The sequence below is a fragment of the Bradyrhizobium sp. UFLA06-24 genome (assembly GCF_054967145.1).
In genome coordinates, this window is the sequence record NZ_JADFUE010000023.1 from 79,641 (window position 1) to 100,333 (window position 20,693).

20 protein-coding genes and 2 pseudogenes are annotated in these 20,693 nt (G+C 64.4%); 16 read left to right on the forward strand and 6 right to left on the reverse strand.

Going from position 1 to position 20,693, the window contains the following annotated elements:
- The first annotated feature begins 14 nt into the window (after positions 1–14).
- The 3 genes from IF809_RS20005 (at position 15) to IF809_RS20015 (ending at position 3,209) form a co-directional block, all read left to right on the forward strand.
- On the forward strand, positions 15–1,259 hold the full coding sequence (locus tag IF809_RS20005; protein WP_462838281.1) for an MFS transporter: 1,245 nt from the start codon (positions 15–17) through the stop codon (positions 1,257–1,259).
- Positions 1,260–1,281: 22 nt separating this feature from the next.
- Entirely contained in the window at positions 1,282–2,175 is an 894-nt protein-coding gene (locus IF809_RS20010; protein ID WP_462838282.1) for an amidohydrolase family protein, read from the forward strand.
- 119 nt (positions 2,176–2,294) lie between these two features.
- Positions 2,295–3,209: a PhzF family phenazine biosynthesis protein gene (locus IF809_RS20015; protein WP_462838283.1), complete on the forward strand. Its 915-nt coding sequence runs from the start codon at positions 2,295–2,297 to the stop codon at positions 3,207–3,209.
- Between the two features lie 179 nt (positions 3,210–3,388).
- On the opposite strand, the pseudogene IF809_RS20020 reads toward IF809_RS20015, so the two are convergent.
- The 3 genes and pseudogenes from IF809_RS20020 to IF809_RS20030 all read right to left on the reverse strand — a co-directional run bounded on the left by IF809_RS20020 (position 3,389) and on the right by IF809_RS20030 (position 5,704).
- Positions 3,389–3,850 (reverse strand): annotated as a pseudogene (locus IF809_RS20020) (DUF488 domain-containing protein).
- Between the two features lie 8 nt (positions 3,851–3,858).
- Entirely contained in the window at positions 3,859–4,695 is an 837-nt protein-coding gene (locus IF809_RS20025) for a DUF72 domain-containing protein (protein WP_462838284.1), read from the reverse strand.
- Between the two features lie 70 nt (positions 4,696–4,765).
- Entirely contained in the window at positions 4,766–5,704 is a 939-nt protein-coding gene (locus tag IF809_RS20030; RefSeq protein ID WP_462838285.1) for a LysR family transcriptional regulator, read from the reverse strand.
- A 211-nt stretch (positions 5,705–5,915) separates the two neighbouring features.
- On the opposite strand from IF809_RS20030, the gene IF809_RS20035 reads away from it, so the two are divergent.
- The 11 genes from IF809_RS20035 (at position 5,916) to IF809_RS20085 (ending at position 17,068) form a co-directional block, all read left to right on the forward strand.
- Positions 5,916–6,995 (forward strand): ABC transporter ATP-binding protein, encoded by a 1,080-nt coding sequence (locus IF809_RS20035; RefSeq protein WP_462838286.1) that lies wholly within the window; start codon positions 5,916–5,918, stop codon positions 6,993–6,995.
- Positions 6,996–7,025: 30 nt separating this feature from the next.
- On the forward strand, positions 7,026–7,742 hold the full coding sequence (locus tag IF809_RS20040) for an HAD family hydrolase (protein WP_462838287.1): 717 nt from the start codon (positions 7,026–7,028) through the stop codon (positions 7,740–7,742).
- Positions 7,743–7,759: 17 nt separating this feature from the next.
- Positions 7,760–9,067, forward strand: a complete 1,308-nt coding sequence (locus tag IF809_RS20045; protein ID WP_462838288.1) for an NAD(P)/FAD-dependent oxidoreductase — start codon at positions 7,760–7,762, stop codon at positions 9,065–9,067.
- Positions 9,068–9,090: 23 nt separating this feature from the next.
- A complete protein-coding gene (locus tag IF809_RS20050; protein ID WP_453983186.1) occupies positions 9,091–10,137 on the forward strand; it encodes an ABC transporter substrate-binding protein in 1,047 nt (348 codons plus the stop codon).
- 68 nt (positions 10,138–10,205) lie between these two features.
- Positions 10,206–11,018 (forward strand): ABC transporter permease, encoded by an 813-nt coding sequence (locus tag IF809_RS20055; RefSeq protein ID WP_462838302.1) that lies wholly within the window; start codon positions 10,206–10,208, stop codon positions 11,016–11,018.
- Positions 11,015–11,800, forward strand: coding sequence for an ABC transporter permease (locus tag IF809_RS20060; protein ID WP_462838289.1), 786 nt, complete (start codon positions 11,015–11,017; stop codon positions 11,798–11,800). The genes IF809_RS20055 and IF809_RS20060 overlap by 4 nt, the downstream gene beginning before the upstream one ends.
- A 123-nt stretch (positions 11,801–11,923) precedes the next feature.
- Positions 11,924–12,304, forward strand: a complete 381-nt coding sequence (locus IF809_RS20065; protein WP_462838290.1) for a hypothetical protein — start codon at positions 11,924–11,926, stop codon at positions 12,302–12,304.
- A gap of 89 nt (positions 12,305–12,393) precedes the next feature.
- Entirely contained in the window at positions 12,394–12,600 is a 207-nt protein-coding gene (locus IF809_RS20070; protein ID WP_128965584.1) for a hypothetical protein, read from the forward strand.
- Positions 12,601–12,857: 257 nt separating this feature from the next.
- Complete coding sequence (locus tag IF809_RS20075; protein WP_462838291.1) at positions 12,858–13,985, forward strand: glycosyltransferase; 1,128 nt, start codon at positions 12,858–12,860, stop codon at positions 13,983–13,985.
- A gap of 18 nt (positions 13,986–14,003) precedes the next feature.
- On the forward strand, positions 14,004–15,509 hold the full coding sequence (locus tag IF809_RS20080) for a glycosyltransferase family 39 protein (RefSeq protein ID WP_462838292.1): 1,506 nt from the start codon (positions 14,004–14,006) through the stop codon (positions 15,507–15,509).
- A 467-nt stretch (positions 15,510–15,976) separates the two neighbouring features.
- Entirely contained in the window at positions 15,977–17,068 is a 1,092-nt protein-coding gene (locus tag IF809_RS20085; protein ID WP_164938606.1) for a tlde1 domain-containing protein, read from the forward strand.
- Positions 17,069–17,076: 8 nt separating this feature from the next.
- Here the strand turns inward: IF809_RS20085 and IF809_RS20090 are convergent, their stop codons facing one another.
- Positions 17,077–17,706 (reverse strand): glutathione binding-like protein, encoded by a 630-nt coding sequence (locus tag IF809_RS20090; RefSeq protein ID WP_462838293.1) that lies wholly within the window; start codon positions 17,704–17,706, stop codon positions 17,077–17,079.
- A 12-nt stretch (positions 17,707–17,718) separates the two neighbouring features.
- Positions 17,719–18,312: a cysteine hydrolase family protein gene (locus IF809_RS20095; protein WP_462838294.1), complete on the reverse strand. Its 594-nt coding sequence runs from the start codon at positions 18,310–18,312 to the stop codon at positions 17,719–17,721.
- Positions 18,313–18,437: 125 nt separating this feature from the next.
- Between IF809_RS20095 and IF809_RS20100 the strand changes: the two genes are divergently transcribed.
- Positions 18,438–19,271: a LysR family transcriptional regulator gene (locus IF809_RS20100; RefSeq protein WP_462838295.1), complete on the forward strand. Its 834-nt coding sequence runs from the start codon at positions 18,438–18,440 to the stop codon at positions 19,269–19,271.
- Between the two features lie 154 nt (positions 19,272–19,425).
- A complete protein-coding gene (gene lepB, locus IF809_RS20105; RefSeq protein WP_462838296.1) occupies positions 19,426–20,169 on the forward strand; it encodes a signal peptidase I in 744 nt (247 codons plus the stop codon).
- A 72-nt stretch (positions 20,170–20,241) separates the two neighbouring features.
- On the opposite strand, the pseudogene IF809_RS20110 reads toward lepB, so the two are convergent.
- Positions 20,242–20,528: pseudogene (locus IF809_RS20110) on the reverse strand (GIY-YIG nuclease family protein).
- Positions 20,529–20,693: the final 165 nt, after the last annotated feature.

Here is a 20,693-nt window from a genome sequence, read left to right on the forward strand (position 1 = left end):
CAGGGGTAGGAAACATGTCGAACTGGTACAGTGAGAGCTCGCCGCTGGAGCGGCGGACGTTCTGGGCAAGCTTTGGCGGCTGGGCGCTGGATGCGCTCGACGTCCAGATGTTCGGTCTTGCCATCCCTGCGCTGATCGCGGCCTTCGGCATCAGCAAGGCCGACGCGGGCCTGCTCGGCTCGGTCACGCTGTTTTTCGGCGCGTTCGGCGGCTGGCTCGGTGGTGCGCTCGGCGACCGCTTTGGCCGCGTCAAGGCGCTCCAGATCACGGTGGCCACATTCGCACTCGCGACTTTCGCCTGCGCATTCGCGATGAGCTACACCCAGCTTCTGGTGCTCAAGGCCATCCAAGGCCTCGGTTTTGGCGCCGAATGGGCCTGCGGCGCGGTGCTGATGGCCGAGATCATCCGCCCCCAACATCGCGGCAAGGCGCTCGGCTCGGTGCAGAGCGCCTGGGCGGTCGGCTGGGGCGCCGCGGTGCTGCTGTCGGCGCTGGTGTTCACCTATGCGCCGGCGGATCTCGGCTGGCGGATCCTGTTTGCGATCGGGCTGCTGCCGGCGCTGCTCATCATTTTCATCCGCCGTGGCTTGAAGGAGCCGCCGCGCGCGATTGCTAGGGAAGCCGAGGCACCGTTCCTCGCTACGCTGTCCGGCATCTTCCACCGTGATGTGCTGCGCTCGACCTTGGTCGGCGGTCTCTTCGGCATCGGCGCGCATGGCGGTTATGCCGCGCTGACGACGTTCCTGCCGACCTTCTTGCGGGAGGTGCGGCATCTCTCGGTGCTCGGCTCCAGCTTCTATCTTGCCGTTATCATCGTCGCTTTCTTCTGCGGCTGCGTCGCGAGCGGTTTCATCAGCGACCGGGTCGGGCGCAGGGCCAATGTCGCGTTCTTTGCCGCCGCATGTATCGCCACCGTGCTGGTCTATATCTTCGTACCCCTAACCAATGGCCAGATGCTGGTACTCGGATTTCCGCTCGGCTTCTTCTCGGCCGGAATCCCCGCGAGCATGGCGGCGCTGTTCAGCGAGCTCTATCCGGCCGGCGTGCGCGGCACCGGTGTGGGCTTCTGCTACAATTTCGGCCGCGTCGTCTCCGCCGCATTTCCCTTCCTGGTCGGCTTTCTCAGCGACCGCATCGGCCTCGGGCCCGCGATCGGCATCGACGCGGCGTTTGCCTATTCGCTGGTGCTGATCGCGGTGCTGCTGCTGCCGGAAACCCGCGGCAAGGTGTTCGAGCAGACGGCGGCAACCCACGCCTGACTGTAAATGAGGAACAACGACCATGACACTGCCCCAGCGCGGCCTGACGCGCCGACAATTTGGTGCGGGTCTCGCATCGCTGGCAACTCTGGTCGCGACCACAGCCAGGAGTGAGGCGGCCTTGCCCGAGATCGACACCCATGCCCACGTCTTTCATCGCGGATTGAAACTCGCGCCGGGCCGGCGCTATGCGCCCGATTACGACGCGCCGCTGTCGCTCTATCTCGAGCAACTCGACCGCAACGGCATGACCAATGGCGTGCTGGTGCAGCCGAGCTTTCTCGGTACCGAGAATTCCTATCTCGTCGATTGTCTGAAACAGACGGGCGGGCGCCTGCGCGGCATTGCGGTCGTCGATCCCGCCGTCTCCGCAGACGAACTGCGTGGGCTCGATCGCGCCGGCGTGGTCGGCATTCGTCTTAATCTCGTCGGCCAGCCGTTGCCGGACCTTGCGGCGAGCGAATGGAAAGCATTGCTCGGGCACGTCAAGGCGATGAGCTGGCAAGTCGAGATCCAGCGCAACGCCGCTGATCTCGCTGTGCTCGTGCCGCAATTGCTCGATCGCGGCGTCCCGGTCGTGCTCGATCACTACGCGTTGCCGGATCCAAAGCTGGGCGTCACCGATCCCGGATTTCAGTCGGTGCTGAAATTCGGTGCGACGCGGAACGTATGGGTCAAGATCTCGGCGCCTTATCGCAACGGTCCGTCCGGCGAGAGCTTTGCCAGGGAAGCCTATCCGCTGCTGCGCAGTGCCTACGACCTCGATCGTCTGCTCTGGGGCAGCGACTGGCCGCACACGCAGTTCGAGGCGACGCAGACCTTCGCGAAGAACCGGCAATTTCTCGACACGCTCATCGCCGATGCGCGCGAGCGCGCGCAACTGCTGGCCTCGCCGCGGCCACTCTTCCGTTTCTGACGCGCTTTGATGATTGCTCCGATTGCACCGAATTTTGGGGCATGACGGGCGATGTTGCGCACCTGTAGAGTGCTGCGCGAAGCGGCCGATCGCGGCCGCCATTTGCGTGAGGAAATGCCATGCAGCGCCGCTATGTCACCGTCGACGTGTTCACCGACCGCGCCTTCGGCGGCAACCAGCTCGCCGTGGTGCTTGACGCTGACGGCCTCTCCACGCAGCAGATGCAGGCGATCGCGACCGAGTTCAACTATTCCGAGACGACCTTCGTGCTGCCGCCACGCGACAAGGCGAACGACGCAGAGGTGCGCATTTTCACGCCGGTGCTGGAGATCGCCTTTGCCGGCCATCCCAATGTCGGCACCGCCTTCGTGCTGGCCTCGATGATGAAGGAGCCGAAGCCGCGCCTCGTGTTCGAGGAGAAGGCGGGCCTCGTGCCTGTTGATATCGTGCGAGAGCAGGGAAGGGTGATCAGAACCGAGCTCACCGCACCGCAGCCGCTTGCGCGGTATGCTCCGCTGTCACCGGCTGAAGCCGCGAGCTGCATCTCGCTTGATGCAGACGACATCAAGACCGACAACCACGCGCCTCACGTCGTCACCGTCGGAAATGCGTTCCTGGTGATGGAGCTGCATTCGCGCGAGGCGCTGAAGCGTGCCCGGCCCGACGCTGCGGCCTACGGCAAGCTCTTGCCGCGCGACGGTGCCCGCTCCGTGTGGTTCTATACCCGCGACGTGCCGGCGGCGGAGGCGCCGTGCGATCGGCAGGCGCGCATGTTCATGCGCGGCGCCAGCGGCATCAACGAGGATCCCGCAACCGGCAGCGCCACGGTCGCAGCGGCCGCGCTGTTCGCCGATCTGGATCCGGTCAGCGACGGCGAATTGAAACTCACCGTCGGCCAGGGCTTCGACATGGGCCGGCCCAGCATCCTCCAGACCCGCGTCGTCAAGCAGGATGGCAAGATCGTCTCCGCGCATGTCGGCGGTGCCAGCGTGCAGATGATGGAGGGGACGTTCAGGCTGGCTGGGCAGGGGTAGATGCTCTTTCCCCGTCATCCTGAGGTGCGAGCCCTTGCGAGCCTCGAAGGATGCACGGCCGAAATGTCGCGGCGTCAGTGTCACGCCGTCGTGCTTCGAGGGCCGCTGAAGAAGCGGCCACCTCAGGACGACGGCTACGGATAAAGTCGTCGTCTCGTCTTCTCCCGCGACAACGGCAGCTAGACCTGCCGTCCCGCCAAATTCGTCACCGCCACGCCGTCGCGCTCCTCGATGATCTCCGCGATCATCTGCCGGTGGCAATGGGTGTGGTCGCGCTCGTAGCAGAGCAGGCAGACGGGGCCGGCTTTCTTCACCAGTGCCGAGAGCTCGTCCATCTGTTCGCGCGCTTCAGGCGTCTTCAAATGCTTTGAGAAGACCTTCTCCAGCACGTCGTATTGGCCGCTGCGGGCCGCGAGCCGACCTTCCTTGGGAGTGCCGAGGCCAGCGAGATGAACTTAGGCGATGCCGCGCTCATCGAGCCCTGCAGCGAGTTGCTTCTTGGAAAAGCCCGGCCGTCGCGAGGACGTCACCGCCCGCACGTCGACAACGAGCTTGACGCCGGCCTGCTCCAGTTCGTCCAGCACGGCCTTGGGCGGCGTCTGCTCATAGCCGATGGTGAAGAGCTTCTTCGCCTTGGCCATCGACTTCCTCAGCTCACCCGCGCGATCAGTTCCATGGCGCCGTGCGGCGCGCGCACCTTGCCCTCGTGAATGACATAGGCGAACACGTCGCGCGGTTCTTTCTTCGGCTTGCTCTTGTCAACTTTCGGCAGGTCGTCGGGTTCGCCGCCCGCGGCCCAGGCCTTGAAGCGCTCGGCCCAGGCATCCAGCTGCTTCGGTGGATAGCAGGTCTTGATCTCGTCATTGCCCTTCTGCAAGCGCGCATAGACAAAATCGCCGGCGACATCGGCGATGGCAGGATATTTGCCGTGCTCGGCGAACACCACGGGCGTTTCGAACTCGCGGATCAACGCGACGAAATCAGGCGTGCAGAAGCTGTCGTGCCGCACTTCCACGACATGGCGCAACGCGCGGCCCTCGAGTTTGCGCGGCAGCAGCTCGAGGAACTTGCCGAAATCGGCGCCGTCGAATTTCTTAGTCGGTGCGAACTGCCACAGTACGGGCCCGAGATGATCGCCGAGTTCCAGCACGCCGGAATCATAGAACCGCTTGATGGAATCGCCGGCCTCGGCGAGCACGCGGCGGTTGGTGGCAAAGCGCGGTCCCTTCACCGAGAACACAAAACCATCAGGCACTTCGCTTGCCCATTTGCGAAAACTCTCCGGCTTCTGCGAGCCGTAATAGGTGCCGTTGATCTCGATCGAGGTCAGCTTTGAGGCCGCGTAGGACAGTTCTTTCGCCTGCGTCAGCTTCTCCGGGTAGAACACGCCGCGCCAGGGCTCGAAGGTCCAGCCGCCGATGCCGATGAAGATGTTGCCGGATTTTTTGGACACGGTTTTTGTTTTGGCCACGGGAGGATCTCGCATCGACGGGAAGGGGAGGGCGGCATCCTAGTCAAACCGGATGTGATTGGCCAGTTGCGACGACCCTGAACCATCAATAGCACGCCGACATCAAGCCGAGCTTCGGATAGAGACGGTCAATCGCGGCGATCTCGTTTTTCATCTGCGCGATGATCCAGTCGCGGATCTCGGCGGCGACGGGGCGCATCGGCCGGTTGCGCGGCGGCAGGAACTCGCAGATGCGGCGCGTCGTGGCGAGTGTGTCGGAGGCGGGCACCAGCGCCCCGGTCAGGAGCCAATGAGAGGCCACGGTCAGCCAGCCGAGCGCAATGCCCTGGCCGAGCAGCGCGGCCTGCACCACGACGGCATAATCGGTGAAGCTCAGCGCCTTGGCCGCGCCGCGGCGCCCGGTAAGGAGCGAGGCGTAATCCGCGGCCCAGTCGCCCGGCGTCTCGGCGAGACGAATGATGGTGTTGCCTTCCATGGCCTCGGTCTCGCCGAGATAAGTAGGACTGCACATCGGCAGCATCACTTCCTTCATGACCAGTGTGCCGCCCGAGGACGGCTCGTCGCGGTCGCGGAAGCGCATGCCGAGATCGACGTTCTCTACCGCTCCGCGTAGTGCGCCGGAGATGAGCTGGAAGCGCAAATCGACCTGCGGAAATTGCTTCTGCAGCTTGTCGATGCGCGGCATCAGCCAATGCGTGGTGAATGCCGAGGAGACCGACAGCGTCACGGTCTCCGTGCCCCTGCGACGGCGCTCAATCTCGGTAAGGCCGGTCTCGATGCTGCGAAAGCCCTCGAGCACGCGTCGATAGAGCAGTTCGCCTTCTTCGGTGAGCACCGCGCGTCCCGCCTTGCGGTCGAACAGGCGCACGCCGAGATGCTCCTCGAATTGCCCGAGCATGCGGCTCACTGCCGGCTGCGTGACATTCAGTTCGGCGGCGGCGGCCGTGAAGCTGCCATTGCGCGCCGCTGCGTCGAAGACGAACAGGGCGTTACTTGAGGGCAGCATCCGGCGCAGCTCGGGCATAACGCCATGTTATGAGCGCAGTGAGAATTTGGCAATTGCCGGATTTTGCCAAGTCTGGTGTCATTGCCATTGCAGCCTGAAGACAGGGCTTGCGAGAGAGAAGATGGTGCAGTGCACGCTTCGACCGCGAGTGTGTCAGCTCCTCTGTCTATAAAGCAGGCTTATGGCGCGCAGTGAGGCACGCCGTCGAGGGACATGGCGAGGGCGATCGTTGGACAAACGAGCGGAAAGCGTCGAGATCAGGTCCGCGAGCAAGGCCTATGGCGCCGTCCGCGCTCTCGACCACGTGTCCCTCAACGTTGCCGCCGGCGAGTTCGTTTCGCTGCTCGGTCCGTCCGGTTCCGGCAAGACCACCCTGCTCGGCATTCTGGGCGGCTTCATCCTGCCGACGTCAGGCACGATCCTGTTCGGTGGCCGCGATGTCACGTACATGCCGCCGCACAAGCGCGACATCGGCGTCGTGTTCCAGAACTACGCGCTGTTTCCGCATATGAGCGTCGGCGAGAATGTGGCCTTTCCCTTGCACGCGCGGCGTTTGCCGAAAGCGAGCTGGCCCGACAAGGTGCGCGCGGCGCTGTCGATGGTCGGCCTTGCCGGCTACGAAGAGCGCGGCATCGCCCAGCTCTCCGGCGGCCAGCGCCAGCGCGTGGCGCTGGCGCGCGCCATGATCTTCGAGCCGCGGCTGATCCTGATGGACGAGCCGCTTTCCGCGCTCGACAAGCAGCTGCGCGAATCCATGCAGATCGAGCTGCGCGCACTGCACAAGCGCATCCAGGCCACCATCATATACGTCACCCATGACCAGCGCGAGGCGCTGACCATGAGCGACCGCGTCGCGGTGATGAAGGACGGCCGGCTGATCCAGATCGACGAGCCCGAACGACTGCACGATCACCCCGCCGATTCCTTCGTCGCCAGCTTCATCGGGGAAGCGACAATGCTGCCGGTCCGCCGCGTCGATGCGTCCAGCGTCGCGCTCGGCAATGCCTTGCTGCGCAGCGCGCGCGCCATTCCTGACGGTGACGCCCTGATGCTCGCCGTGCACAGCGAGAAGCTGCTGATCGATGATGGCGCGCAGGATGCCGCCTGCAACCGCCTGACCGGCACGGTCACCGACATCGTCTACCAGGGCGAGAGCCTGCGCATCTTCCTGGCGCTGGCCGACGGCATCGCGCTCAGCCTGCGCCAGCCCAGCTATCACCAAGCCTATAGCCGGATTCCGCCTCTCGGCGGCAGTCTCACCGTCACCCTTCACCCCGAGGACACTATCGTCGTGCCCCGCGTGGACTGAAGCCTTGTTGCAACCTGAGAGAAGAAGCCCATGTCGACCCAAGCCGCGTTCAGCAATTTCAAGGTTCTCACCTTCGACGTCGTCGGCACCTTGATCGATTTCGAAACCGGCGTGCTCGAAGCCGTGCGCAAGATCGGGGGCAAGAAGGCGGCCGAGTTCAGCGACGAGCAGATCTTCGAGCCCTACAAGCGCGGCCGCGACAGGCATTACGAGCGCTCCAGCGAAGCGATGTTCCACGTCTATCGCCATCTCGCCACCGAGCTCGGACTGCCGGCTGACGATGCGTCCTGCGACGTGTTCCAGCTCTCGGTGCTGCGCTGGGGACCGTTCTCCGACTCGGTCGAGGCGCTGAAGCGTCTGCGGACGAAATTCCGTCTCGTGGCGATGACCAACGCAGACCGCGTCGCCCTGTCCTGCTACGCGCATGCGCTCGGCAATCCGTTCGACGACACCGTTTGCGCCGACGAGACTGGCGTGGCGAAGCCCAACCCGGAATTCTTCGCCTACAACAAGGGCCGGCAATCCGCGTTCGGCTACAAGCAGTCCGACATCCTGCACGTGGCGCAGAGCCAGTATCATGACATCGGGATCGCGCGAAAACTTGGCTACAAGGTGTGCTGGATCGAGCGCCGCCAGGGCATTGCCGGCTTCGGCGGCACTCCCGCCGTGGAGACCCTGACCAAGCCGGACTTCCATTATCCGACGCTGAAGGCGCTTGCCGACGCCGCCATCGGCCCTGCGTCATAAGCTCCGTGAGCGCGGGCATGACACGGGACTGGAACGCGCTGCCATCGGCCAATTCGCTGTGGGAAGCCACGGCGGAGCCGGCCCGCGGATTCCCTGTTCTGTCGGGCGAGTTGCAGGCGGATGTGGTGATCATCGGAGCCGGCTACACGGCGCTCTCCGCGGCACACCACATCGCCAGGAGCGGCCTGTTGCCTGTCGTGCTGGAGGCCAATCGCCCGGGCTGGGGCGCGAGCGGGCGCAATGGCGGCGTGATCACCGCAAAATTCCGCCTGTCGTTTCGCGAGATCGACGCCATGCACGGCCGCGCCATGGCAAAGCGCATGTACGAGATCGCGCATGAATCGACCGATATGGTCGAGGAGCTCGTCTCCGAATTCGGCATTGCCAGCGCAAACCTCACCCGCACCGGCCAGGTCAAGGCTGCCCACAACCAGACGACGCTGAAGGCCGCGATCGACGAGGCCAACTGGATGACGCGCGAGATGGGCTCTGCCGAGGTCCGCATCCTCGACAAGCACGGAGTGCGCGAAGAAACCGGCTCTGACGTCTTTGTCGGCGGCGTGCTCAATCCCGGCTCGGGCGGCATCCATCCGCTGAACTATCTGCGGGGGCTTGCCGATGGCGTGGCGCGCCGCGGCGTGCCGATCTTCCAGGAGTCGCCGGTCGTCAAGCTCCGGTGCGAGAAGGAGGGTATCGTCGCCGAGACGCCACGAGGAGCGGTGCGCGCCAAGCAGGCGATTATCGCCACCAACAGCTATTCGGATCTGACGGGCGCCATCGCACATCTGCAACGCACCCTGATCCCGTTCCGCAGCGCCATGGTCGCCACGGAGAAGCTTCCGCGCAATCTCGCCGGAAAGCTGATGCCGACCGGGCGAACCTATACCGAGACCAAGCGCATGATGCGCTGGTTCCGCATGGTCGACAACCGCGTGATCTTCGGCGGCCGCGGCGCCTTCGGCAAGCAGGACTCGCAATCCGCTTTCGATGCCTTGCGCAGGGCGATGGTCGGCATCTTCCCTGACCTCGCCGATATCCCGCTCGAATACAAATGGTCGGGCCTCGTTGCCATGACGCTGGACTCGGTGCCGCATATCGGCCGGCTCGACGAGCGCATGCTGTTCTCGGTGGGTTACAACGGCGCCGGCGTCGCGATGTCGAGCCTGATGGGCCGCTATCTCGCCGCTTTCGTGCGCGGCGAGACGCCCAATGTCGGCCTGCTCGACGCGCGGCGCATGAAGGCAATTCCGTTCTATCCGCTGCGTGAGCCCGCCGTGCGCATGGTCGCCGGCTGGTATCAGTTTCTCGATGCGATCGGTCGGTAAAGATATCTTTGGAGGAGGCGAGGATGAATATGAGGCGGACTGTTGGACTGGGTTGTGGGCTGGTCGGCGCAATCGGATGGATCGGCGCGGCTGATGCCGCCGAGCAGATCACTTTCGTCTCTCAAGGCGGCGCCTATCAGCAGGCGCAGACGGTGGCGATTCTCGATCCCTCCGCCAAGAAGCTCGGCATCACCATCAACCAGGATTCCATTCCGGACGCCTGGCCGGCGATCAAGACCCAGGTCGGCAGCGGCAAGCCGATCTGGGACGTGGTCGACACGCCCACCGGCTATTGCCTGCGCGGCGGAGAGCAGGGGCTGATCGAGAAGCTCGACTTCTCCAAGATCCCGAACGCCGCGGCGATGCCGGAGGCCTATCGTAGTCCCTATTCTGTCTCCTACGAATTCTATTCCAGCGTTCTGGCGTACAGCCAGAAGACCTTCCCGAAGGACGCGCCGAACAGCTGGGCCGATTTCTGGGACGTCAAGAAATTCCCCGGCCGCCGCGCGCTTCGCAATCACCCCATCGCCACGCTCGAGGCTGCGCTGATGGCCGACGGCGTCGCGCCTGACAAGCTCTACCCGCTCGATGTCGATCGCGCCTTCAAGAAGCTCGAGGAGATCAAGCCGAACATCACGGTGTGGTGGACCTCGGGCGCGCAATCGGCGCAGCTCCTCAACGACGGTGAGGTCGACATGGAGATGGCCTGGAACGGCCGCGTCAGCGCCGTCGCGAAGGAGGGCGCGAAGGTCACCTTCACCTACAACCAGGGCATCTTGCAGAGCACTTCGCTCTGCATCCTCAAGGGCGCGCCGAACCTGGAGACGGCCGTGAAGTTCATCAACGAAGCCGTCGATCCCGTGCACCAAGCCAATCTGCCGCTCAACATCGATTACGGCCCGGGCAACCCCAAGGCGTTCGAGACCAGCGTCATCAAGCCCGAGCGGGCCGCGCAATTGCCAAGCGAGCCGGCGAATGCGGCCAAGCAGGCGCTGATGTCCTACGCCTGGTGGTCCTCGCCATCAGGTGAGGCCGCCGAGAAGCGTTGGGCAGCCTTCATGCAGAAATGAGGGAGGTCGCGTTGACGATGTCCGCGCCGGATCCATCGCAAAAGCATCAGCGCCGCGAGCACGGCCTGATGCTGGCACTGGTGTCGCCGGCGCTGCTGGTGATCCTGGCGCTGATCGTGCTGCCGGTCGGCTGGCTCACCTGGCAGTCGATCTACCATGACGGTTTCACGCTGGAAAATTATCGCCGCGTCTTCACCGAGGACATCTACTGGCGCAGCTTTGCGCTGACGTTCGAGATCAGCCTCGCGGTCACCGTCATCGCACTGCTGCTCGGCTATCCCGTCGCCTACCTCGCCAATTCGGTGCCGAAGGGATGGAGCATTCTCATCCTGTCGCTGGTCGTTCTGCCGTTCTGGACATCCGTGCTGGTGCGCGCCTATGCGTGGCTGGCGCTGCTCCAGCGCACTGGTGTCATCAACCAGTTCCTGCGCTATCTCGATGTGATCTCCGAGCCGCTCGCGCTGGTTCACAACACTCTCGGCACGGTGGTGGCGACCGTGCACATCCTGTTGCCGTTCATGGTGCTGCCGCTCTATGCCACCATGCAGAAGATCCCGCGCGATCTGATGCAGGCTGGCGCCAGCCTGGGCGCGAGCCCATCGCTGACTTTCTTTCGCGTATTCCTGCCGCTGTCGCTGCCAGGCGTGCTCGCCGGCTGCACCATGGTCTTCGTGCTCTGCCTTGGTTTCTACATCACGCCGGAGCTGCTCGGGGGCGGGCGCACCGTGATGGTGTCGATGCTGGTGAGCCGCAATGTCGAGCTCTACAACCAGTTCGGCGGCGCCAGCGCGGTCGCCGTGGTGCTGCTCGCCAGCGTGCTGGTGATCTTCTTCATCGTCAGCCGTTTCATTTCGCTCGATCGTGTGCTGGGGCAGAAATGATGCGTGTCTCGCCCGCCCGGATTGCCCTTTACGTGATCAGCGCGCTTGTGCTGGTCTATTTGATCCTGCCGGTGCTGATCATCGCGCCGATCTCGTTTTCCGGCGCGCGCTTCCTGACCTTCCCGCCGCCCTCGCTGTCGCTGCGCTGGTATCAGGCCTATTTCTCCAATTCGGCCTGGATGCAGGCAACGCGCGTGACGTTGACGGTTGCGTTCCTGACCGTGGTGATCGCGACCCCATGCGGCGTGGCTGCGGCTTATGCCATCAGCCAATCGAAACTGCGGATCATGCGGATCATCCACATGGCGCTGCTGTTGCCACTGGTGGTGCCGATCATCATCACCGCGGTCGGCATCTTCTTCGTATATGCCAGGGTCGGCCTGGTCGCGACCATGCCGGGCCTCGTGCTGGCGAACGTGATGCTGGGGCTGCCCTATGTCGTGATCTCGGTGCTGGCGGGCTTGCAAAGCTTCGACGCCGCGCAGGAGATGGTCGCGCGCAGCCTCGGCATGAACCGCCTGCGCAGCTTTTTCGCGGTGACCCTGCCGCAGATCAAATCCAGTGTGGTTGCGGGCGGCATCTTCGCGTTCATCTCGGCGATGGACGAGACCATCGTCGCGCTGTTCATCTCCGGCGGTCAGTATCAGCCCCTGACCAAGCGCATGTTCACGGCGCTCCGCGATGAGATCGACCCCACGATCGCCGCGATCTCAACGCTGATGACGGCGGCTTCCTTCATGCTGGTCCTGCTGGCGAGCGCCCGGCAGCGGAGGAACTCGTGACGCGCCTGACTTGGGTCATACCAGGATCGCGCAGATCGTGCCCTGACGTTTTTCTGTACTCATAAGCAGTGCTATTGTCGTTCGAGGAGACTGTCGGCAGCAAAAGAAAAGAAGGAGAACAAGATGCGGATGCTGATGCTCGGAGCGGCGCTCGTCATGATGACATCTGCTGCCATGACGCATTCTGCCCTGGCGGAAAATGACGACACCAAGGGTGCGCAGAAGCTCGCCATGCAGGGCCGCGACGACTATTGGCATTGCCTGGCGCGGGAATTTGCGCGCGACAGCAATCAGGGCCTGTCGGAACAGGATTTCAGCCGCTCGGTTGCCGGAGCCTGCCCCTCTGAGCGACAATATTACCGGGTGGCGCTGCTCGACTATCTCACCTCACAATATCCGAACATCGATTCCGGGGCCCATCTCGCCACCGCGAACAGGGCGGTGGAGTCGGCGCAGAAGGACATCGTGACGGCCTACGTTAAGCACAGGCCGCCACAGCAATAGGGCTCCACACCGCTGGAGGCCGGCAGCCCTTCCGGCCGTGCAGTCTTCCGTGGTATGATTGGTCTTATCAGGAACGGGGACGGGCTGGCATGGCGTCTGAGTCGGTGGGGGGCATTTTTGGCGCGATCGTCGCGGCGATCGTGCTTGCGGTCGCCGTCGTCTTTGGGCCGATCGGCCAGTACGGCAAGCCCCCCAAGCCGGTCAAGGCCGAGCCGGCGCCCGCCGCCGCGGTGCCTGCAGCCCCTGTGGCACCTGCGCCGAGAGGCCCGGTGATCCGGGAAGTCCCGAACCAGTAACGGCCGGAAAAGGCGGTTTTGGCCCCTTGCAAACCGGCTTGCTCGTTCCCATCTAGCTTCTAACGGCGGCGTTGAGCCAAAAGCTCCGGCGCCGGGACGACCTTGGAATAGCTTGGGCCTGCGCCGGATGTACGCGCGGTCCGCCGTTCCGGGGTCGTTGGCATTTTAGGCCCGCTTCTGGGCCGTTCCCCTGGAAAACCCGGCTCGGCAGCGCAAGAACTTGGCAGCGCAGGACGCGGCGGATATACGCTGCCGTCATGAATGAAGCCATCAGACCGCGCGTCGACAACCAGGCTCAAGAGGGGCCGGAGTTGTCGGTCATCGTCCCGACCTTCAACGAGCGCGACAACGTCACCGTGCTGTACCGGCGGCTGGAGGCGACGCTCGTCAACGTTGCCTGGGAGGTCGTGTTCGTCGACGACAATTCGCCCGACGGCACCTGGGACGTGGTGCGCGCGCTGGCGCTGAAGGACAGCCGCGTGCGGTGCATCCGCCGCATCGGCCGCCGCGGCCTGTCGGGCGCCTGCATCGAGGGCATCCTGGCCTCGAGCGCGCCTTACGCCGCCGTGATCGATGCCGACCTCCAGCATGACGAAACCCAGCTGCCGAAGATGCTGCTCCTGCTCGCAAGCGATCAGGCCGACCTCGTCGTCGGCAGCCGCTACATCGAGGGCTACAAGAGCGAAGGCTTCAACAAGCAGCGCGCCGGGGCCAGTGCGCTGGCGACCGAGGTCGCCAGGAAGATGCTGCGGGTCGAGATCGCCGACCCCATGAGCGGCTTCTTCATGGTTCGCCGCGACCGCTTCGAGCAGCTGGCGCCAAAGCTTTCGGTGCACGGCTTCAAGATCCTGCTCGATCTCGTTGCGACGGCGCATGGCAGTTTGCGCGCCGTCGAAATTCCCTACACGTTCGGCGCCCGCCAGCACGGCGAAAGCAAGCTCGATTCCATGGTGGCGCTGGACTTCCTCGGCCTCGTGCTGGCCAAGCTCACCAACGACATCGTCTCGCTGCGCTTCATCCTGTTCGCGATGGTGGGCGGCATCGGCCTCGTGGTGCATCTCACCACGTTGTTCGTCGCGCTCGAACTGATCAAGGTGCCGTTCGCCGAGGCACAGGCTGCCGGCGCCATCGTCGCCATGACCAGCAACTTCATCATGAACAACTTCCTCACCTATCGCGATCAGCGGCTGAAAGGCTTTGCGATCCTGCGCGGCCTGATCATGTTCTACATCGTGTGCAGCGTCGGGCTGCTCGCCAATGTCGGCGTCGCCTTCTCGGTCTACGACCAGGAGCCGATCTGGTGGCTGGCCGGCATGGCCGGTGCGCTGATGGGCGTGGTGTGGAATTACGCGATGTCCGGACTGTTCGTCTGGCGCAAGAAATAGCGCGCCGAGGATTCGGGTATGGGCGGGGCTGACGCGCGGATCATCCGCAATACGGCGCTTGTGATCCTAGCGCTGGTCGCCTTGCGGCTGGTCGCGGCCGCCTTCACGCCGATCACCTTCGACGAAGCCTATTACTGGATGTGGTCGAAGAACCTCGCGGGCGGCTATTACGACCACCCGCCGATGGTGGCCTACGTCATTCGCGCCGCCACCGTGATCGCCGGCGACACCGAGCTCGGCGTCCGCCTGGTCTCGATCCTGCTCGCGCTGCCGATGAGCTATGCGATCTATCGCACGGCCGCGATCCTGTTCGGCGGCGCCCGCGTGGCCGCGACCAGCGCCATCCTGCTCAATGTCACCATGATGGCCTCGGTCGGCACGCTCATCGTCACGCCGGATGCGCCGCTGCTGGTGGCCTCCAGCTTCGTGCTGTTCTTCCTCGCCAAGGTGCTGGAGACCGGCCGCGGAGTCTGGTGGCTCGCGGTCGGCGCCGCCGTCGGCGCGGCGCTGCTGTCGAAATACACCGCGATGTTCTTTGGCGCCGCGATCCTGATCTGGCTCGCTTGCGTGCCGAAGCTGCGGCGCTGGTTCCTCTCGCCCTGGCCCTATCTCGGCGGCCTCGTTGCGCTGGCGCTGTTCTCGCCGGTGATCCTCTGGAATGCCGATCATCATTGGGTGTCGTTCGTCAAGCAGCTCGGCCGCGCGAAGATCGAAGACTTCCGCCCGGTCTACATCGCCGAGCTGATCCCGACGCAGATCGCATTCGCAACGCCGCTGGTGTTCATCCTCGGCGCGATGGGGCTGCATGCGCTGACCTGGCGCAGGGCCGGTGCGCTCGCCTCGCGCGTGCTGATCGAGACGATGTTCTGGACCATCGTCGCCTATTTCGTCTGGCATTCGCTGCACGCCCGCGTCGAGGCCAACTGGTTCGCGCCGGTCTATCCGCCCTTCATCGTCGCCGCTGCGGCCGCGGCCAACCTTGCGCAGTGGAAGCCGCGCGCACGACGCCTGGTGGACTTTTGCCTGCGCTGGGCGGCCCCGACAGGCATCGTGATGTTTGCCGCGCTGATCCTGCAGGCCAATACGGGTTGGCTGTCCGGCTATCGCCGCGACGCGACCGTGCGCAGTGTGGGGGTAGGCTGGCGCGAGCTTGCCGCCGGCATCGAAGCGGAACGCGCGCGCTATGGCGCGAGCTGCGTGCTCACGCCTGATTACGGCACCACCGGCTGGCTCGCCTTCTATCTGCCCCGCGGCAGCTGCGTGGTGCAGCAGAACCAGCGCATCCGCTGGGTCAACATGCCCGAGCCCGATCCGAAGCTGCTTGCAGGCAAGCTGCTCTACATCGACGAGATCAGGCCCGACGGCCATCCGTTCCTGAACGAGCTGTTCGCGAAAGTGACGCGCGTCGGCGAGTTGCAGCGTAAGCGCGGACCACTCGTGGTCGAGACCTACGGCATCGACCTGCTCGAAGGCGCCAAGGGCGACGTGCTGGACCGCTCGCCGCCGCCCGAGCTGGCGCCATAAGCCGCGCCGCTGCGGAGGGCCGGACGCACCAGCCTCGCGCAACGTTTCACCGGTATCATCCGGGGTATTGAAGACCACGAAAATGACTTGGTTGGTGCGTTTAGAGATGCGGTCGGAGAGGTGCGCCAGGCGTGCTGAACCGGCCGGGAATGATGGTTAACAACGTCGCCTGAGTCCGTAGTTCTGCGGACGTTTTTCTCGAAATGGCACAGCGTTAACGACTTGCCCTACAAGTGCCCGAACTTAATCCGCATTTAACTAAAAGTCGCCTTAATGACGCTCCGACCCTCTGCGAGATGCTGTTCCCGGATCGTGACGAGCGGCACTTCGAGGGGGGACTTAGTGACACCGTTCTGGACGCAAGGCGAATGAGTACGAGTATCGCTGCGCAGAGTTACGCGGCCCGGCAGCCCAAGAATCCTTCGAAGAATCCTTCGAAGCATTCCTATCGGAAGTCTTCCCGGAAAATGACCACCCAAAACGTGCTCGGCGCTGCCGTGATCGGCTGCGTCGCGCTGGCCGGCTGGACCGTCTACACCAACATCTTCGCCGCCAGCGTTTATCCGACCGTCGGCAGCTCCGGCTACGACGAGCCCGTGGTCAAGCGCGCGCCCAAGGTCGCGCTGCGCGAGGCCGGCGAGGCCATCCGGGAAACCTTTGCGCTGCTGCCCGACCGGCTGCAGGTGGCCGCACCGATCTCCCGCGAGATGTTCAACGAGCGCTTTGCCGCGGCAGCGACCCAGGGCGTGGAGTCCAATGCGGCCAGCGCGGCGCCTGCGACCAAGGTTGCCGAAGCCCCTGCGAAGCAGACCGTCGTCGCGAAGGTCGCCGAAGTGCTGAAGCCGCTCAATCCGGCCAAGGTGGCCGAGAGGGTCGCCGACAAGGTCGCCGATGTCGCGAAGGGCAAGCACGGCGCCGACGCGCGCGTCCAGCTCGCATCGGCCGATCCGGCCCAGATCGTGCCGGCGCCGGACGCGAAGCCGAAATCCTTTGCCGACCGCGCCAAGGCCGCGGTGATGTCGATCACCGGTCCGCGCCAGTCGATGGTGGAGAAGCTCTGGGGCAAGCGCGAGGCATCGGGCGGTTTGCTGGCCTATGCCTCGGCCGATGCCAGCGTGACCTCGGCGATCGCGCCGAAGGAGCAGAACCCGATGTTCGGAGGCGCGCCGCCCTATGAGCGCGACACCGCGGTCTACGACATCACCGCCAAGACGGTTTACCTGCCTGATGGCACCAAGCTCGAGGCACATTCCGGCCTCGGCTCCAATCTCGACGATCCGCGCTCCTCGAAAGTCCGCATGCGTGGCGTGACTCCGCCGCACATCTACAATCTGAAGCCGCGCGAGGCGCTGTTCCACGGCGTGCCGGCCCTGCGCCTCACTCCGATCGGCGGCGAGAGCGCGATCTACGGCCGCGACGGCTTGCTGGCGCACACCTTCATGCTCGGTCCGAACGGCGATTCCAACGGCTGCGTGTCGTTCAAGGACTATTACGCCTTCCTCGACGCCTATCGCAACAAGGGCATCCGCAAGCTCGCCGTGCTCGCGCGCGTCGAGTAAGCCGCGCGTCAAGCCGCCATCGTCTTGCGGAGCGCCATTTCGGTCGCGATCGCGTCCCGCACGGCGGGACGCGCCTGCATGCGTTCGAGATAGGCCACCAGCGGCGGCCATTGTGCGATGTCGACGCCGGCCGGTCGCAGCAGCAGCAAAGCCCAGGCGAGATGCGCGTCCGCAACGGTGAAGCGTTCACCCACGAGGAATTCGCGCGTCGCCAGATGCGCTGACGGCACCGACAAGGTCTGCGCGATCCGGGCGCGCGGCTTGGCTAGCGAGCCGTCGTCCTGGTACCAGAAGGTCGGAAACAGGAAGGCCTTGTGGATCTCGGCGCCGACGAAGCTCAGCCATTCCTGCAAGCGATAGCGATCAACATCGCCCGGCTGCGGCGCCAGGCCGCGCTCGGGCTTCAGGTCGGCAATGTATTGCAGCACCGCCGCGCTTTCCGTCAGCCGCTCGCCGTTCTCCAGCACCAGCACGGGCACCGCGCCCTTCGGTGAAACGCCGCGAAAATCCGCTTCGTCCTCCCCGACCTTTTTGGTCCGGAGATGCACCAGGTGATAGCGCGCCTCGAGGCCTGCTTCCATCAATGCGATCCGGCTCGAAAGCGAGCAGGCCATCGGCGAGAAATAGAGTTGCAGCATCGCATTGCTCCGTCAGGTCAGCACATCGCCGCGCGCGATGATCGCGAAGCGGTCGGAGAGTTCGGCGAGTGCAACCTCGTGGATGGTGCGGGCGTCCAGCGTGCCGCCGCGCCCGTCGGGAAGATCGCGCGTCGCGCAGGATTCTGCATCGATGGTCGTGCGAAAGCCGAGATCGAGCGCTGCGCGCGCGGTGGAGCTGACGCACATATGCGTCATGAAGCCGGCCAGCACGATGTTCTTGCGGTCGGTCGCGGCAAGGCGGGCCCTCAAATCGGTGCCGGCAAAGGAATTCGGCAACTCCTTTTCGATCACCGGTTCGCCGGCATGCGGCGTCAGTTCGGCGACAATCGCGCCGCGCTCGGCGCTGCGATCGAACAGGCTGCCCGCCTTGCCGCGATGGGCGATATGGATGATCGGCGCGTTTGCCGCTCGCGCCTTTGCCAGCAGCCTAGCTGCTCGCGCGATCGCGGGCCTGGCGTCGGGCAGAGCCAGGGGCCCCGCGAGATATTCGTTCTGGATGTCGATCAGCACCAGCGCGGCGTCGGCAAGTCGCGGCGGGCTGAGGTCGGCGCCGGCGAGCTGCAGCAGGGTCTTGGCAGTCGTCATGGGTTTGCGAAATCTCCGTCGAGGTCCAGCAAACATAGCGCCGCCGCCACCTGCCGATATGCAGGGATAATGCAGCGGATGGCTGCGATGTTGCAGGCGCCTCGCGGACGATGTAGCCTCATCCCATGAACTGGGACGATCTGCGCATCATCGCCGCCGTCAGGGACGAGGGCACCTATGCCGGCGCCAGCGCACGGCTGCGCATCGACGAGACCACGGTCGGACGCAGGTTGTCGCGCATCGAGCGCGCGCTCGGCCTGCGTCTGTTCGAGGCCGCCGACGGCGTCCGCAGGCCGACGCGGCAATGCGAGGCGGTGCTGGCGCATGTCGAGGCGATGGCGGCGCATGCCGCCGAGATCGGTCGCCTCAGCGAGAGCGTGGAGGGTCCGGTGGGACGCCTGCGCATCGCCTCCACCAACACGGTCGCGGAAGAAGTGCTGTCGCCGCGCGCGAGCGATTTCCTGCGCGCTCACCCTGGTTTGACGCTGCAATTCCTCACCGCGAGCGGGAACGTCAAGTTCTCGCGCTGGGAAGCCGATCTCGCCGTTCGCCTGCGCAAGCCCGACAAGGGCGACTTCGCGATCTCGAGGCTTGGCGACATCAAGCTCTATTACTTCGAGCCTGTTGCGACCGAGAGCGAGCCGATGCTCTGTGTCTATCCGGACGAGCTCGGTGTCATCCCCGAGATGCAGTTTCTGCGGACCAAAACAGCCCGCGCCCGCTGCATCACCGACAACGTTCGCGTCATCCGCAATCTGATCCGCGCGCATCACGCTGCCGGGGTGTTGCCGGAATATGTTTGCGCGGATCTTCTCGCAGATCGCCGCCTGCGCGCCACGCTGCTGCCGAAGCGGCGCGATGCCTGGCTGCTCGTGCAAAATCACCTCAAGCGCGACGCCGCAGCGCGCGTGACGATCGAGTGGGTGAGGGCGTGTTTCCAGGAGATGGCGCGGGCGTGATGCTTCTTTGCCGGCAGCCATCAACTCCCCGTCAAAATCGCATCCTGCACTGAACGCGTGTCCGCCTCGGCGCGACCAAGTCATCGTATCGGGATTGTGTGAACCGTCGCTTGCGCTAATCTCCGCATACAACCTTGTTGGGCAGGGCAGGCGCATGACAGTTGTTCAGGACACCATCAGGCCGAAGGCCCGATCGCGGGACTGGAAGGCGATCGTCGTCCTGATCCTGCTCGTCCCGGTGCTGTGGTCGCCGGTGATCCTGTTTCGCTTCGTGCTGTTTCAGCCGTTCAACATTCCGTCCAACTCGATGGCCCCGACGCTGATGGTCGGCGACTACGTTTTCGCCGCCAAATATGCCTACGGCTACGGCCGCTACTCGTTTCCGTTCGCGCCGTCGTTTATCTCGGGGCGCTTCCGCGCCGCTGATCCTGGTTATGGCGACGTCGTCGTATTCCGGGCGCCGAAGGACAGTTCGACCGATTATGTGAAACGCGTCGTCGGGCTGCCCGGCGATCGCATCCAGATGCGGCAGGGGCAGCTCTTTCTCAACGAGATCCCGGTAACGCGCATCGCCCTGAAGGAGGTTCCCGCCGGCTCGACTTGCGGCAGCGAGTTCGGTGGAAGGGTCAGGCGCTGGCGCGAGACGATGCCGAACGGGGCGAGCTACGTCACCTACGACTGCACCGACAACGGCTTTCTCGACAACACCAGCGTCTACACCGTGCCGCCGGGCCACTTCTTCGCGCTCGGCGACAACAGAGACAACTCGACCGACAGCCGTATGGCAACGATGGGCTTCATTCCCATGGACAATCTCGTCGGCAAGGTGACGCGGATCTTCTGGTCGCTGGATTCCGGAGGCGGGCTTCGTCCGGGCCGGATGGGGAAGGTGGGGTGAGCGGCCGGTCTCCCCCCTCTCGTCGTTCCGGGGCGCGCGAAGCGCGAGCCCGGAATCCATAGGTCTGCAAACTCAGCTCGCAATCTGCGGATACAGGTCGGCCCACTGAGGATTTTTCTCTTCAATGAGTCTGATCTTCCATTCCCTCCACCACCCTTCAATTCCTTCTCGCGTTCGATTGCAGTTACGGGATCGCCGTAGATCTCAAACCAGACCAGCTTGTTAACGGAGTATCGCTTGCTGAATCCAGCGACGACCTTGCTCTTATGCTCGTACGTGCGCCTGACAATATTGTTCGTCACGCCGAGATAGAGCGTGCCGTATTTCTTGCTGGCGAGCAGGTAGACGTAATAGGCCATGAGCAAGCCGTGGAATGGATTCCGGGCTCGGCGCTTTGCGCCGCCCCGGAATGACGGAACATACGATCGTGCCACCTTTGCGTGTATCCATGAACAAACAAAAAACCCCGGCATCGCTGCCGGGGTTTCGTATTTTGTTGAGCGTGATCCCGGATCCGCGGTGCA